The sequence below is a fragment of the Pseudomonas sp. TMB3-21 genome (assembly GCF_054898145.1).
In genome coordinates this window covers 4,595,827-4,608,748 of record NZ_CM142718.1, presented here as the reverse complement: position 1 = coordinate 4,608,748, position 12,922 = coordinate 4,595,827, and the positions used below count along the sequence as shown (strand labels likewise).

General features: G+C 59.1%; 14 protein-coding genes and 1 pseudogene. 3 read left to right on the top strand and 12 right to left on the bottom strand.

Features of this window, described 5'->3' with window-relative positions:
• Nucleotides 1–220 precede the first annotated feature (220 nt).
• Genes ACYZTS_RS20905 through ACYZTS_RS20880 form a run of 6 tightly spaced genes read right to left on the bottom strand, consistent with a single transcriptional unit; the run spans nt 221 to nt 5,651 of the window.
• Complete coding sequence (locus tag ACYZTS_RS20905; protein WP_461991773.1) at nt 221–2,167, bottom strand: response regulator; 1,947 nt, start codon at nt 2,165–2,167, stop codon at nt 221–223.
• Nucleotides 2,157–3,032 (bottom strand): sensor histidine kinase, encoded by an 876-nt coding sequence (locus ACYZTS_RS20900; RefSeq protein WP_461991771.1) that lies wholly within the window; start codon nt 3,030–3,032, stop codon nt 2,157–2,159. The genes ACYZTS_RS20905 and ACYZTS_RS20900 overlap by 11 nt, the downstream gene beginning before the upstream one ends.
• Nucleotides 3,025–4,035 carry an ATP-binding protein gene (locus ACYZTS_RS20895; protein WP_461996501.1) on the bottom strand — a complete coding sequence of 337 codons (1,011 nt, stop codon included), beginning with the start codon at nt 4,033–4,035 and terminating at the stop codon, nt 3,025–3,027. Before ACYZTS_RS20895 ends, ACYZTS_RS20900 begins: the two co-directional genes overlap by 8 nt.
• A complete protein-coding gene (locus ACYZTS_RS20890) occupies nt 4,032–4,436 on the bottom strand; it encodes an anti-sigma regulatory factor (RefSeq protein WP_461991769.1) in 405 nt (134 codons plus the stop codon). The genes ACYZTS_RS20895 and ACYZTS_RS20890 overlap by 4 nt, the downstream gene beginning before the upstream one ends.
• The gene (locus tag ACYZTS_RS20885) at nt 4,433–4,795 is read right to left on the bottom strand and encodes an STAS domain-containing protein (RefSeq protein WP_028621352.1); all 363 of its coding nucleotides are present in this window, start codon (nt 4,793–4,795) and stop codon (nt 4,433–4,435) included. Before ACYZTS_RS20885 ends, ACYZTS_RS20890 begins: the two co-directional genes overlap by 4 nt.
• A 4-nt stretch (nt 4,796–4,799) precedes the next feature.
• Nucleotides 4,800–5,651, bottom strand: a complete 852-nt coding sequence (locus tag ACYZTS_RS20880) for an STAS domain-containing protein (RefSeq protein ID WP_028621353.1) — start codon at nt 5,649–5,651, stop codon at nt 4,800–4,802.
• A gap of 254 nt (nt 5,652–5,905) precedes the next feature.
• Between ACYZTS_RS20880 and ACYZTS_RS20875 the strand changes: the two genes are divergently transcribed.
• Nucleotides 5,906–6,181, top strand: a complete 276-nt coding sequence (locus ACYZTS_RS20875; protein ID WP_461991767.1) for a hypothetical protein — start codon at nt 5,906–5,908, stop codon at nt 6,179–6,181.
• 61 nt (nt 6,182–6,242) lie between these two features.
• Here ACYZTS_RS20875 and ACYZTS_RS20870 read toward each other — a convergent pair whose 3' ends face one another.
• Nucleotides 6,243–6,764: a DUF4142 domain-containing protein gene (locus ACYZTS_RS20870; protein ID WP_028621355.1), complete on the bottom strand. Its 522-nt coding sequence runs from the start codon at nt 6,762–6,764 to the stop codon at nt 6,243–6,245.
• A 218-nt stretch (nt 6,765–6,982) separates the two neighbouring features.
• On the opposite strand from ACYZTS_RS20870, the gene ACYZTS_RS20865 reads away from it, so the two are divergent.
• A complete protein-coding gene (locus ACYZTS_RS20865; protein ID WP_461991765.1) occupies nt 6,983–7,225 on the top strand; it encodes a hypothetical protein in 243 nt (80 codons plus the stop codon).
• A gap of 106 nt (nt 7,226–7,331) precedes the next feature.
• The gene (locus ACYZTS_RS20860; protein WP_461991763.1) at nt 7,332–7,574 is read left to right on the top strand and encodes a hypothetical protein; all 243 of its coding nucleotides are present in this window, start codon (nt 7,332–7,334) and stop codon (nt 7,572–7,574) included.
• A 168-nt stretch (nt 7,575–7,742) separates the two neighbouring features.
• On the opposite strand, the gene ACYZTS_RS20855 is transcribed toward ACYZTS_RS20860, so the two are convergent.
• The 5 genes and pseudogenes from ACYZTS_RS20855 to ACYZTS_RS20835 form a co-directional block, all read right to left on the bottom strand.
• The gene (locus ACYZTS_RS20855) at nt 7,743–8,852 is read right to left on the bottom strand and encodes an SMP-30/gluconolactonase/LRE family protein (protein WP_028621358.1); all 1,110 of its coding nucleotides are present in this window, start codon (nt 8,850–8,852) and stop codon (nt 7,743–7,745) included.
• Nucleotides 8,849–9,343 (bottom strand): annotated as a pseudogene (locus tag ACYZTS_RS20850) (SRPBCC family protein); the annotation flags it as partial. The gene ACYZTS_RS20855 and the pseudogene ACYZTS_RS20850, both read right to left, overlap by 4 nt.
• A 103-nt stretch (nt 9,344–9,446) precedes the next feature.
• Entirely contained in the window at nt 9,447–10,310 is an 864-nt protein-coding gene (locus ACYZTS_RS20845; protein WP_028621359.1) for a LysR family transcriptional regulator, read from the bottom strand.
• 133 nt (nt 10,311–10,443) lie between these two features.
• Entirely contained in the window at nt 10,444–12,291 is a 1,848-nt protein-coding gene (locus ACYZTS_RS20840) for an amidohydrolase (protein ID WP_461996499.1), read from the bottom strand.
• Between the two features lie 300 nt (nt 12,292–12,591).
• Nucleotides 12,592–12,906 (bottom strand): SCP2 sterol-binding domain-containing protein, encoded by a 315-nt coding sequence (locus ACYZTS_RS20835; RefSeq protein ID WP_028621361.1) that lies wholly within the window; start codon nt 12,904–12,906, stop codon nt 12,592–12,594.
• Nucleotides 12,907–12,922: the final 16 nt, after the last annotated feature.

Sequence of the window (12,922 nt, the reverse complement as noted above, 5' to 3'; positions counted from 1 at the left end):
TTGCTCGCGAAGGCGATTTCAAATCCAGCATCAATGTCGCCTGACGCACCGCCATCGCGAGCAAGCTCTGCTCCCACAGTTAACCGAGTTAGGTCTTGAGGATCGAGCATTATCAAGTCCGCCTTCGCGAGCAAGCTCTGCTCCCACAATTAACCGGGTTGGCCGCTGGACCAGTGGTCGACATAAAACTTTGTAGGAGCCAGCCTGCTGGCGATTCGGGTTAAGCAGCGCCGTCGAGCGAGCGGCGGACTTTGTCCAGCAGTTCGCTGATCTGAAAAGGTTTGATCAGCATGTCCATGCCGTCGCCGAGGAACACCTGGCGATTGACGGCGTTTTCGGCATAGCCGGTCATGAACAGAATCGGCAAGCTTGCACGCCAGCAGCGCGCGACATCCGCCAGTTCACGCCCGTTCATGCGGGGCAGGCCGACGTCGGTGAGCATCAGGTCGATGCTGGTGTCGTTCTGCAGGCGGTCGAGTGCGCTTTCGATATCGCCGACCTGCGTACACCGGTAACCGGCATCCAGCAGCACTTCTGTGACGAACATGCGCACCGCCGCCATGTCTTCGACGATCAGCACATGTTCCCCCGACCCCTGCGGATCTACCGCGCTCGGCGTTTCCTCAACCGGAGTCGGATCGGCAGTGGCCGGCAGCATAATGGTCACTTCCGTGCCGCGCCGGGCGACGCTGCGAATGTTCGCATCACCACCCGATTGCCGGGCGAATCCGTAAATGCTCGACAGCCCCAACCCGGTGCCCTGACCCAACGGTTTGGTGGTGAAGAACGGATCGAACACCTTGTCGATCACGCTGTGTTCAATGCCCGTCCCGTCGTCACGAACCGACAAGGCGACATAGGCGCCGTCCGCAATCTTCAGGTCGCCGTGTGAGTACGCGGCATAGGTGGTGACCCAGATATTGCCGCCGTGCGGCAGCGCATCGCGGGCGTTGATCACCAGGTTGAGCACGGCACTTTCCAGCTGAATCGGATCGACCAGCGCGATGGCCGCTTTGGACGTCAGTTCGAGCTTGAGCGCAATGTGTTCGCCGATCGTTCGCACCAGCAACTCTTCCAGCGAGCGAATGTGCTCGTTGATATCGACCGGGCGTGTATTCAGCGGTTGCTGACGGGCGAACGCCAGCAGACGATGGGTCAGGGAAGCGGCGCTCATGGCTGAATTCAGCGCCGCATCCGCGTAAAACTGAACCTTGTCTGTGCGCGAGTCCGCGATACGTTTCTGGATCAATTCCAGACTGGTGATGATGCCTGTCAGCAGGTTATTGAAATCGTGAGCGATGCCGCCGGTCAACTTGCCCAACGCATCCATTTTCTGCACTTGCAGCAGCTGGGCTTCGGTGCGTACCCGCTCGGCGATCTCACGTTCGAGCTGCGACGTCGCATCATCAAGTTGCGCAAGGTGCGAGCGCTCACGGCGGCGATGCTCGGTCACATCCTCGACGAACACCAGGCTCAACTCGGGCGTATGGTACGGCGAGATCTGCCATTCGGTTTCCCGCAGTTCGCCCTCCACGCGCATATTCAACGTGCCTTTCCAGCGCTCGCCAGCCGTCAGGCGCAGGCGCAGCTCACCAAGAATCGAGTCTTGCTGATCGGCGAAACATTCGCGCAAGGCATCAGGGTCAAGGTTGTCGTGAATCAGTTGAGCGAACGCATGGTTGCACTCGTGCACCTTGAACTGGGCGTCGAGCACCGCGATCGGCGCCGATACATTGACAAAAATCTCGCGGAACCGCGCCTCACTTTCGCGCAGCGCGTTTTCCGTGTCGCGAACTCGCAGCAGGGTGCGCAGAGTCGCGAGCAGCACGTCCGGGTCAACGGGATGAATCAGGTAAGCGTCGGCACCGGCGTTCAGGCCAGTAATGATGTCGCCGGTCTGGATCGACGCGGCTGAAACGTGGATCACCGGGAGCAAGGCAGTGGCCGTTTCGGAGCGCAGTTTGCGCACAATGTCGAAGCCGCTCACGTCCGGCAGATTGACGTCGAGGATCAGCGCATCGATCGCTTCGCTGTCGATCAGCGCGAGGCCTTCGCCACCGGTACCGGCTTCGAGCACGATGTAGTCATGGCGCTCCAGACGTCGACGCAGGGCGTAGCGCGTGGCGACGTTGTCATCGACGATCAGCAAGCGGATGTCACGTTTCATCAGCAGATTCCGTTGCGATGGCCAGCGGGATGATTACAAAGAAGGTCGAGCCAACGCCCGGAATACTTTCCACCCCGACTTCGCCTCCGAGCAGCTCCGCAAAGCGTTTGCACAAGGACAATCCGAGCCCGGTTCCGCGCAGACGCTTTTGCAGAGGCGAGTCGACCTGGGAAAAGTCCTCGAACAATGCCCCATGCAGCTCGGGAGCGATACCAATACCTGTATCACTGACGGCAAAGCGCACATGATCCGCGCCTTCAAGCCGGGTGCTGACGCGCACTTCACCGCGAGTGGTGAACTTCAGCGAGTTGGAAATGAAATTACGCAGGATCTGCCCCAGCTTCTTGTCGTCGGTATAAAGCCTTGGCAAACCGACAGGCTCTTCGAAGATAAGATCCACGGCGCTGGCATCGACGATTGGCCGGAACATGCCCCGCAGCGCAGCGAACAGATCGAACATGTCGAACCACGCCGGCGAAATGCTGATACGACCGGCTTCGATTTTCGCCAGGTCCAGCAGGTCGTCGACCATATCGCTGAGCTCGCGTGCAGCGGTGCTGACGAAGGCGACCTGCTTGTGCTGCTCTACGCTTAGAGGACCGTCGAGTTCATCGGTCAGCAGACTGGCGATGCTCAGAATCGACCCCAGCGGTGTGCGGAATTCGTGACTCATGTACGACAGGAAGCGGCTTTTCAGATCCGAGGCCTGGCGCAACTCGTCAGCCTGATTGTCGAGCTCGGCATACAGGGCCAACACGCCCTGGTTGGTTTCATCGAGCTCTTCGCGCAGGGCCGTTGCTTCGCTTTGCAACCTGGCAATCAGCGCAGCCTGCTCGTCCAGCTGGCTCACAGGAACCTCAGGCATGACCTGCCTCCAGATCAATGGCGAGTACGGTGACATCGTCCCGGCCGCGACAGAAATCGCGATGCAGGAGGGTGGCTATCACCGCGGGATGGCGGTGCACCAGGCCTGGATAATCCTGCAGGTTCCAACGGGATTGAAGGCCGTCGCTGTACATGATCAATAGCTGTCCATTCACATTAGCGTAGTCAAAAGATTGTGCTTTGCGGTACTGCCCGCCAACGATGCCGGGGTGGGAAGCCATTCCGCGGGATTTGTCCGGGGCAATCAGGCTGGCGCCAATGTTGCCGATGCCGACGAATCGCAACGCATCATCGTGGCCATCGAACTGCGTGATGGCCAGTGCGCCACCACGGGTGCCGATCATGGCGTGATGGATGTCTTCAAGCAATAGCGTGGCCGACGTGAATGGGGTGAGGGCGAAGACTTCTTCGCCCGCCCGGGCTCCACGTTCTGCCTCCTCGCCATGCCCCAAGCCATCAATGAGCAGCGCACTGATCCGAGCGCCATCGAACGCAACGTGCCACACGTCGCCGCAGGCGGGATCGTTGTGTAAGGAATGCTGGCTGACGCCCATGCGGCAGTCGGCGGTCTTGTCCTGTCGCGGATAGAAACGCGTCAGCAACACCGTGCCGCGTGCATCGGCGTAGACATCGAACACTTGCGCCTGCCGCGCCACGGCGCCAAGGCCAATGCCTTGGGTGCCACGGGTGGAGAAGCCATCGGTCAGGCACGCGTGCACATCAAAGCCTTTGCCGTGATCTACCGCGAGTATTTCAATGCCGTCGCCCGATGGCCGCGGCAATACGCGCAGGTGCAGCTCGCCTCGAACGGCATGCTTGAGAATATTGCTCGCCAGTTCGGTGGCCACGAGCGCAACGCGACCTGCATCGGTGGCATCGAAGCCGTGTTCTTCGGCGAGTTTTTGCGCGGTGCGGCGTGCATGACCGATCTGACTGCTGTCCTCGATCGGTAGCACCTGCGTCAGCGTGCCTCGAATATTCATGTCCATCGGGTGATCGTTATGCGGGTGCCTTTGCCAGGCTCGGTTTCGAGTTCGAATTCTTCAACCAGCCGTTTGGCCCCCGTCAATCCAAGGCCGAGGCCGCCACCGGAGGTCCAGCCGTCGGTCATCGCCAGCTTGAGGTCCGGAATGCCGGGACCTTCATCGCGAAAGACCATACGCAAGCCTTTGCGTGAGCCTTCCTCGAGTATTTGCCAATCCATGTCGCCGCCACCGCCGTAGACCATGGTGTTGCGCGCCAGCTCGCTGACCGCCGTGACAAATTTGGTCAGGTCGATCAGGCGCATCCCGCATTCCTGTGCGAGCTTGCGCGCCAACTGCCGGGCGAGCACCACGTCCTGCTCGATAGCAATTGGTTGAGTGCCGTTGCTGAGCACGTTCATGTGGATTGCACTCGGTCTCGCAATAGTTTCATACCGCGCTCGACATTCAACGCGGTGCTTACGCCCGGCAATGTCATGCCCAACTCGACCAACGTGATGGCGACCGCGGGCTGCATGCCAACCAGCACGGTTTCGGCGTCCATGATTTTCGACAAACCGGAAATGGTACCGATCATTCGGCCAATGAACGAGTCGACCATGTCCAGTGCGGAAATATCGATCAGCACGCCACGCGCCGATGTTTTGCTGATGCGCTCGGACAGATCGTCCTGCAGCGTCAGGGCCAACTGGTCATGCATGTCGACCTGTATGGTCACCAGCAGGAAGTGGCCCATCTGTAAAATCGGTATGCGGTCCATTGGCTTAGTCCGCCTTGTTGACGGTAAGTCCCAGACGGGTCAGGGCCAGTTTCAATGCGTCCGCCAGGTTGGCTTTGGTCACTACGCCTTGTAGATCCAGTCCCAGGTGCACGATGGTTTGCGCAATCTGCGGACGCACGCCGCTGATGATGCAATCGGCACCCATCAGGCGAATCGCAGTAACGGTTTTCAGCAAGTGCTGAGCAACCAGGGTATCGACTGTCGGTACGCCGGTGATGTCGATAATGGCGATTTCGGAGCCGGTGTCGACGATCCGCTGCAGCAGCGATTCCATGACCACTTGAGTACGCTGCGAGTCGAGGGTGCCGATCATCGGCAACGCCAACACGCCATCCCACAGCTTGACCACCGGGGTCGACAGTTCCAGCAACTCTTCCTGCTGGCGCTTGATCACGGCCTCGCGGGATTTCTGGAAGGTGCGGATGGTGTGCATGCCCAGTGCGTCGAGCAGTTCGGACACTTCCCAGAGTTGCTCGGCCAGCAGTGCCGGGTTGTCCTGGTAGTGGTTTTGCAGCAATGCAAACAGCGGGCCTTTCAACGCGAAGATAAAGCTGGCGGTCTGGTGTGAGTCCTGGCCGAGCAGGGCGCGGCTGTGGGAGAGTTTTTCCAGGTATTGACGGATTTCATCCCAGCCTGGCAACGCGACATTCTGGCCGTTGCCTTTTTCCAGGCCGGAGATAATCAGATGCAGGAATTCTGCAGTCTGCTGCTTCAGGTCATGTTCTTTGAGATTGCGCGTGGCACCACTGGCCTCGAGGCCTTTTGACCATTCGGCGAGCAATTGCGCCTGGTTGTTCTTCAATGCGTCGAGTGTGGTGGTTTGCAGTGCTGCCATGTGCTGTAACTCCCAGGATAGTATGTGCCGGCTCCCTAAAATCAACCGACGCAATTCAATGACATTTGCGCTATGAAATAGTTGTTCGAGTCGCCAGGATTTTTCCGGCGTCACATTACTCTAGTTCGTGCCTGCCAACACTGCGCTATTTGCGCCGGGTTCGTTGTTCGGATGGAACCCTGTCCTCTGTGAAGCTTCGAAACTTCAAGGCCGATTATTTCAGCCGTGCCCAGACAGCTAAACACGAGGTGACTATGACAGACGAATCGAAGCCGCAGGGGCAGGATCCGCAAGGTTCGCCATCCGATCGCAATGACCCGGCGATTGGCCCGACGACTGATCCGCAGACCCCGGGGCAGACGGGCGGGCAAGTTCAGACGGGTGAGCCGGAGATTGCTGATCAAGCGGTGGATCAGAAGAATCACCATGATGACAATGACAACGAATTCAGCCCGGGCTTCAAACCCAATCCCGATCGCCCGGCTCCCAGTGATGACACCGACGCCGATATTGATACCGATGGCGGCTAATAAAAACCGCTCAAATAAAAAGGCCGCATCTTCAGATGCGGCCTTTTTTATGGCGGCGAGATTATGTGCTCGGATGAGCGGCTTGCAGCTTTTTAGCCATCTCCAGATGCTTTTTCAAATCTGGCAGCATTTTCTGCGCAAAACCTTTCAACTCAGTGGCGCCTTTGGTTTTGTCGTCGGTGACGGTGTTGGCTTGTTTCTCGAACAGTTTGATGGTTTCTTCATGCGCCATAACCTGGTTGTTGGCGTAGGCAGCGTCAAACGATTCGTCACGTACCTCGAGGATTTTCTCTTTGGCCTGCTTCACCAGCGTCGTGGTGTCCGGCACTTCGATGTCGTTCTTTTTGGCAATGGCAGCGAGTTCATCATTCGCCTTGGAATGATCGGTGATCATCATGTTGGCGAAGGCCTTGATGTCAGCCGACTGGCTTTTTTCCAGAGCAAGACGGCTGGTCTCGATTTCTGCGATGCCGCCGGCCGCTGCGTTATCGACAAAATCGTTGTCGGTGGCGGCGAACGCGGTGCCCATGCTGGTGCTCAGTGCTACAGCCATAGCGAGGTGGCGCAGGTTAAATCGGTCCATTGGTCAATCTCCACACAGGTTTTTTGTATGCGATCCAGATGATCGTTAATTAATTGAGGGCCGGAGGGCGGCAAAGGTTTTATCGCATTTCCCGGAGGACGACGAACGGCACCGCTGGTCTGATTGGCAGTCGACGAACGCGACCCTGGAGGCCATTCTGAGGATTGGTGAGCGCAATTGATCGCGTTCGCTACCGATCAACCAAACGGAGGTGTTCCATGCCGGTGACCCACGATCTTTATCAGGATTTGCAACTGTCAAAGGAAGAGATCCAGCAAAAACGCACCAAGGATCCGTTACTGGATTCATTGATCAATAAATATTCGCTGGCGGACGCCGACGTGGTCAAGGCGGAAAGCGCCCAGTCGGACGCACCGAGTGATGACGCACTCAAAAAACTCAAGGAGAAACGTCTGCAGTTCAAGAATAAGATCGTTGACCAACTTCAGACGCCTTCCTGACATTTATCCCGCCACCGATGACCGGTGCGTGAATCATTGAACGGCGTCGAATCCCGGCACCTCGAATGATCAGAATCCGAATCAACGGATGCCTGCGAGGTGCCACATGTCTGAACCCAAATTCCCCAGTGAAGAGCAGGGCGCATTCGACCCGATTCCTGCCCATCCGGAACCGTTGAGCCCTGGACGCACCACGGTTAATCCCGAGGAAGAGCCAGGCATCGATGAGCTGCCGAATAATGAAGGCGCGATACCGATGGACCAGGATGACGGCACGGACATCGATCGAGATCGAATCCGTGAAGAAACAAACAACGCCGATAGGGACGACGTGATCAACCCTCGCTGAACCCGATCCCTGTAGCAGCTGGCGCAGCCTGCGTTCGGCTGCGCAGCAGTGGTCAATCATGCGACGCGGTCGTAACGTGAACTCCATTGATAGAATTTACGAGTACGGCGTCCGATCGCGGTACGGCCGGACGCAGGCTGCGCCAGCTGCTACAAGGGGGCAGGTCATTCAGTTCAGCGCATTCAAAGGTTTTTGCAGCGCCGTACTCAGCGGCAATCTCGCCATGTGTGAAGCTTTCAGCGAGCCGAAATACAGCCAGTCGCCATACTCGCGTACCGTGGTGATCGGCGAGTAATTACCGTCGCTGGCGTCCTGCAAGTTGGCGATCACCTTGCCCTCAAGGTCCAGTCCCAGAACAAATGCACGTTTCTCCACCGGCGTCGGTAACACGGTCAGCGCTCGCACGATGATCTTGCGCAGCACCGGGTGCTGCGCCGTGGCGTCGAGCAGGGCACTACGCGGTGAGTACAGCGCCACCCAGAAACGGTCTTTGCCGTTGTATGAGAGGTTGTCCGGCAACCCCGGCAGGTTATCGATGAACACATCGCGGGTGCCGGCCTGCGGGCCGGTCAGCCAGTAACGGCTGATGCGATAGGCGCCGGTTTCGTTGACCAGCACAAAAGCCTCGTCGGGACCCAGCGCGACTCCGTTGGCAAACTCCAGTTTATCCAGCAGCAGCTCGGTCTTGCCGGTCTGGAAGTCATAGCGCAGCAAACGACCATCGCCGCCGTGCTCAATGATGGCCTCGCCGTCATGGCCATAACCAAAGCGGCTGGACGCATCGCTGAAGTATGCAAAGTGCCCGGAGTCGTCGATCACCACATCGTCGGTGAAGCCGAACGGCACACCATTTGCTTCGGTGCTCAAGGCAACCACCTGACCCTGCGAGTCCAGCGACAGCAAACCCTTGATGCCGTCGGCGATCACCAGCAAACCGCTGGGATGGCGCGCCAGGCCCAGCGGCCTTCCACCGGTATCGGCCAACACGCTGGTGGTGTTGCCGTCGAGACTGGTGCGCAATATGCGGCCGTCATGCAGGCCGGTAATCAGCACGTTTTCCTCCAGCAACAAGGCCTCTGGGCCGTCGATGCTGTCGGCGCCCACAGATTCGATATTTTTTAAATGCTCATTGTCAGCATAGAGGCCGCTGGTCAGCGAGGGCGCCGGCGCCGGTGACCAGGCCACCGGTTGCACTTTGGTCGGCATCAACAGCAAAAAGGCGCCACCCGCCACCAGGATAGCCAGCACGCCGTGACGAAACCGGAAAGACCGGCTCACGTCAGGGCTCCTTTCGCTGCCAGGTAACGGTGTGACATCACCCGCAACGCCTCCATCGACGCAGCCGATTCGTGATCGATGCGACGCTTGAGCAACAGTAGATTGGCAATACGCAGCGCCAGACCGCTGAACTGATAGTCCAGCGTGCGAGTGAACCGGGTGCCTTCGCCCTCGGCCGCACATTCGTAGATCAGCTTCAAAGACAACCCGTTGTCGCCCTCGGCGCGCGCGCACCAGCGCAGGCCAGGCAGGTACTCATCAACCCTCCAGCGCAAATGCCCGTCGCGGCCACCGGCGCGGATGTCTTCCTCGAACCGCGCGCCGGCATGCAGGGCGCCAGCCGGACCGTCAATGTTGAGAGACGAGGGGTGCCACTCAGGCCAGCGAGTTACGGTGCTGGCATAGGCGAGCACGTCAACCGGGTTGCCGGCAATGTCGATCTGATGCTGCATGCGGGTCATGGGCGTTCTCGTCGGGTGCAGATGGGTCGGCCACGATCCGTGGTGTCGCCGTGCCAGCAGAGTAGCTGATTGCGCGTGTCCATGCGGGGTTTACCTGGGTGTCACAAACGCCATGATCCGGTGCAAATCGAAATCAGGTGAGCGGGTTCCAGCGCTGCGACCAGTCATCGTCGGATTTGATCACTTCGCGCAGCAGGTCAAACGCTCGCTGCAGGGTGGCCGAGTCACGATCGCGGGAGTAGACGAGATAGGTCGGGTAACTGAATTCCGGAGCTTTAGGTACCGGCTCCAGCACGCCGCTTTCAAGGTAACTCTGGACCACTCGCGTACGAAAATAGCCGCTGCCGCCGTTCTCCAGAATGTACTGCAGGGCCAGCGGGCCGAGGTTGAAACTCAGCGCGGCCTTGGCTTTTTCCGGCAGTGCGGCATCGTGCTGACGACGAAAGTCCGGGCCCCAATCGATGTATACGTAGGGCTCGGGATTCCCCGCAAGACGCACCAGGATCAGCTTTTCTTCCAATACCTGCTCGACTTGCAGGCGCGGCCAGTATTCCGGTTGATAAACCAGTGCTGCATCAAGCACGCCCAGTTCCAGCTGGCGCAGCAGGTTTTCGCCATCACGAATTTCCATGCGCAGGGCATGCCCGGGAATTTTCTCGCGTAACTCGCCGGCCCAGCTGAGCATCAGTGGATTGCACAAACTCACCTCGCCACCGATGTGCAGCACATCGTGGTATCCCTCTGGCAAAGGCAAGTCCCGGCGCGCCGCCTCCCAGGTTTCCACCAATTGATTGGCGTACACCACAAACGCTTCACCGTTGGGCGTCAGGCGTGCACCGGCACGGTTGCGCACAAACAGTGTGCTGCCGAGCTGGCTCTCGAGTTTTTGCACCCGCGCCGTGATCGCAGTCTGGGTGACATGGAGTTTTTCGGCAGCGGCAGCGAGGCTGCCGTGGCGAACGATTTCGAGAAAAGTGCGGGCGAGGTCGATGTCCATGGGGCAGCCGGTGCGAGAGGTGCGCCATTGTAATCGCATACGTACCTTGTAGCAGCTGCGCAGCCTGCGTCAGGCTCGGCCTTGGCCAGGCCGCGATCGGACGCAGGCTGCGCCAGCTGCTACAAAAGCCCGATCAAAAGGCGAAACAGGAACAGCCGAATGCGCCCCAGAACGCGCGGAAATCACTCACCGGTGCGGACGACAATCGCGCCCGTTCATGGTTGTGCGCGTGTACCGCACAGGCGCCGACGCATTGATGCACTTGCGCGGTCAGCGGCGTCAGATTTTTCCAGTGCCCCGGCACCTTGGTCACAGGCGACCATTCAGGTACGACGGGAATGGCTGGCGGTCCGAGCTTCTCGAATTCGGCGGTGCCATAGACGATCTTGCCATCGACGATTGTCAGTACGGATTCGATCCATTTCACTGCCTCGTCTTCAATGTGGAAATAATCGGCGGACAGCGCAATCAAGTCCGCCAGTTGACCGACCTTGATCTGGCCTTTCTTGCCTTGCTCTGACGAGAACCAGGCGCTGCCATGGGTGAACAACTCCAGCGCCGTATCGCGGCTCAACCTTTGCGGGTACAACTCAAGACCGCCGACCGTGCGGCCGCTGACCAGCCAGTACAGCGATGTCCACGGGTTGTAGCTGGACACCCGCGTGGCGTCAGTGCCGGCGCCGACGGGCACACCTTCGGCGAGCATGCGCGCAATCGGCGGCGTGTGTTCGGCGGCCTTGGCGCCATAACGGTCGACGAAATATTCACCCTGGAAAGCCATCCGGTCCTGGATCGCAATGCCGCCGCCCAAGGCTTTCACCCGTTCGATATTTTGCGGTGTGATGGTTTCGGCATGGTCAAAAAACCACGGCAAGCCGTTGAACGGAATGTCGCGATTGACCTTCTCGAACACATCGAGCATGCGGCTGATGGATTCGTTGTAGGTCGCGTGCAACCGAAACGGCCAGCGTTGCTCAACGAGGTGGCGCACCACCGGCTCCAGATCCTGTTCCATGGTGGCCGGCAGGTCGGGCCGGGGTTCGAGGAAATCTTCGAAATCCGCAGCCGAAAACACCAGCATTTCCCCGGCGCCGTTGTGCCGCAGAAAATCGTCACCCTGGCCGTACTGCGAGGTGCTGGTCCAGTTCTTGAAATCGGTCAGTTCTTCTTTGGGCTTTTGCGTGAACAGGTTGTAGGCGATGCGCACCGTGAGCTGCTGATCGCGGGCCAATTGCTGGATGACCTGATAATCGTCCGGATAATTCTGGTAGCCGCCGCCAGCATCAATGGCGCTGGTGACGCCGAGGCGATTGAGTTCGCGCATGAACTGGCGAGTTGAATTGACCTGGTATTCCGGCGGCAGTTTCGGCCCCTTGGCCAGGGTCGAATACAGAATCATCGCGTTGGGCCGGGCGATCAGCATGCCGGTCGGGTCGCCATTGGCGTCGCGCTGAATCTCGCCGCCCGGCGGGTTCGGCGTGTCGCGGGTATAACCCACGACTTTCAGCGCCGCGCGGTTGAGCAGGGCACGGTCATAGAGGTGCAGCACAAAAACCGGTGTATCCGGCGCGGCTTTATTCAGTTCGTCCAGCGTCGGCAGACGTTTCTCGGCAAACTGGAATTCGTTCCAGCCACCGACCACCCGCACCCATTGCGGCGTGGGCGTGCGATCGGCCTGTTCCTTGAGCAGGCGCAACGCGTCGACCAGTGACGGCACGCCTTCCCAGCGCAGTTCGAGGTTATAGTTCAGTCCCCCTCGGATCAGGTGCAAGTGCGAGTCATTGAGGCCGGGAATCACCGTGCGGCCATGCAGATCGATGATTTGTGTGCCGGGCCCCTGCAGCGCCATGGCCTGAGCGTCGCTGCCGACCACGACAAAACGTCCGTCCTTGATCGCCACCGCACTGGCCTGGGGTTTCTTGCGGTCAACAGTGTGCAGGCGGCCGTTGTAGAGAATGAGGTCGGCGGGGGCATCGGGCATGGTTTTACTCCCTGCGAACAGCGGGCTGATCCAGGCACCGACGGCGCCTGCCGAGAGGCCTTGCAGTACACGGCGGCGGTTGAATCCATCGTGATCGTCAGGTGCGCTCATGGCAATGCACTCCGTTCAGTCGTTCCAAAATAAGGGATGGAATGCCGATGACTGACGCCTGCGGCCAAAGGAAATATAGTCCGCAAAATCGCAAAGGGCCTTTTTCGCAACCTCGAAACGACGAATCCCGCCTCAAGGGGCGGGATTCGTTTGCAGCCAGACGTGCGCCCTGGAAAGGGCGCGACGTGCTTACGCCGGGAACAGCTCGGACAATTTCATGGCCAACATCATGTCGCCTTCAGCGCGCAATTTGCCGCCCATGAACGCTTGCATGCCATCGGTCTCGCCGCTGACGATGCCTTGCAGGGTTTCGCCGTCCATCACCAGGGTGACCTGTGCGTCCGGGTTTTCGCCTTCTTGCAGCTCGCAGGTGCTGTCCTTGACGATCAGCGAGAAGTTTTTGGTTTCGTCGATGCGGAAACCGAAGACCAGGTCCAGGCCGGCAGCGGCCGCTGGGTTGAACTTGGCTTTCATTGCTTGTACAGCGTCAGCTACGGAGGTCATGGTTCGATCCTTTTGT

Coding starts and splice junctions, on each gene's coding strand:
- ACYZTS_RS20905 (WP_461991773.1), bottom strand. CDS start 2,167: ATGAAACGTGACATCCGCTTGCTGATCGTCGATGACAACGTCGCCACG.
- ACYZTS_RS20900 (WP_461991771.1), bottom strand. CDS start 3,032: ATGCCTGAGGTTCCTGTGAGCCAGCTGGACGAGCAGGCTGCGCTGATT.
- ACYZTS_RS20895 (WP_461996501.1), bottom strand. CDS start 4,035: ATGAATATTCGAGGCACGCTGACGCAGGTGCTACCGATCGAGGACAGC.
- ACYZTS_RS20890 (WP_461991769.1), bottom strand. CDS start 4,436: ATGAACGTGCTCAGCAACGGCACTCAACCAATTGCTATCGAGCAGGAC.
- ACYZTS_RS20885 (WP_028621352.1), bottom strand. CDS start 4,795: ATGGACCGCATACCGATTTTACAGATGGGCCACTTCCTGCTGGTGACC.
- ACYZTS_RS20880 (WP_028621353.1), bottom strand. CDS start 5,651: ATGGCAGCACTGCAAACCACCACACTCGACGCATTGAAGAACAACCAG.
- ACYZTS_RS20875 (WP_461991767.1), top strand. CDS start 5,906: ATGACAGACGAATCGAAGCCGCAGGGGCAGGATCCGCAAGGTTCGCCA.
- ACYZTS_RS20870 (WP_028621355.1), bottom strand. CDS start 6,764: ATGGACCGATTTAACCTGCGCCACCTCGCTATGGCTGTAGCACTGAGC.
- ACYZTS_RS20865 (WP_461991765.1), top strand. CDS start 6,983: ATGCCGGTGACCCACGATCTTTATCAGGATTTGCAACTGTCAAAGGAA.
- ACYZTS_RS20860 (WP_461991763.1), top strand. CDS start 7,332: ATGTCTGAACCCAAATTCCCCAGTGAAGAGCAGGGCGCATTCGACCCG.
- ACYZTS_RS20845 (WP_028621359.1), bottom strand. CDS start 10,310: ATGGACATCGACCTCGCCCGCACTTTTCTCGAAATCGTTCGCCACGGC.
- ACYZTS_RS20840 (WP_461996499.1), bottom strand. CDS start 12,291: ATGCCCGATGCCCCCGCCGACCTCATTCTCTACAACGGCCGCCTGCAC.
- ACYZTS_RS20835 (WP_028621361.1), bottom strand. CDS start 12,906: ATGACCTCCGTAGCTGACGCTGTACAAGCAATGAAAGCCAAGTTCAAC.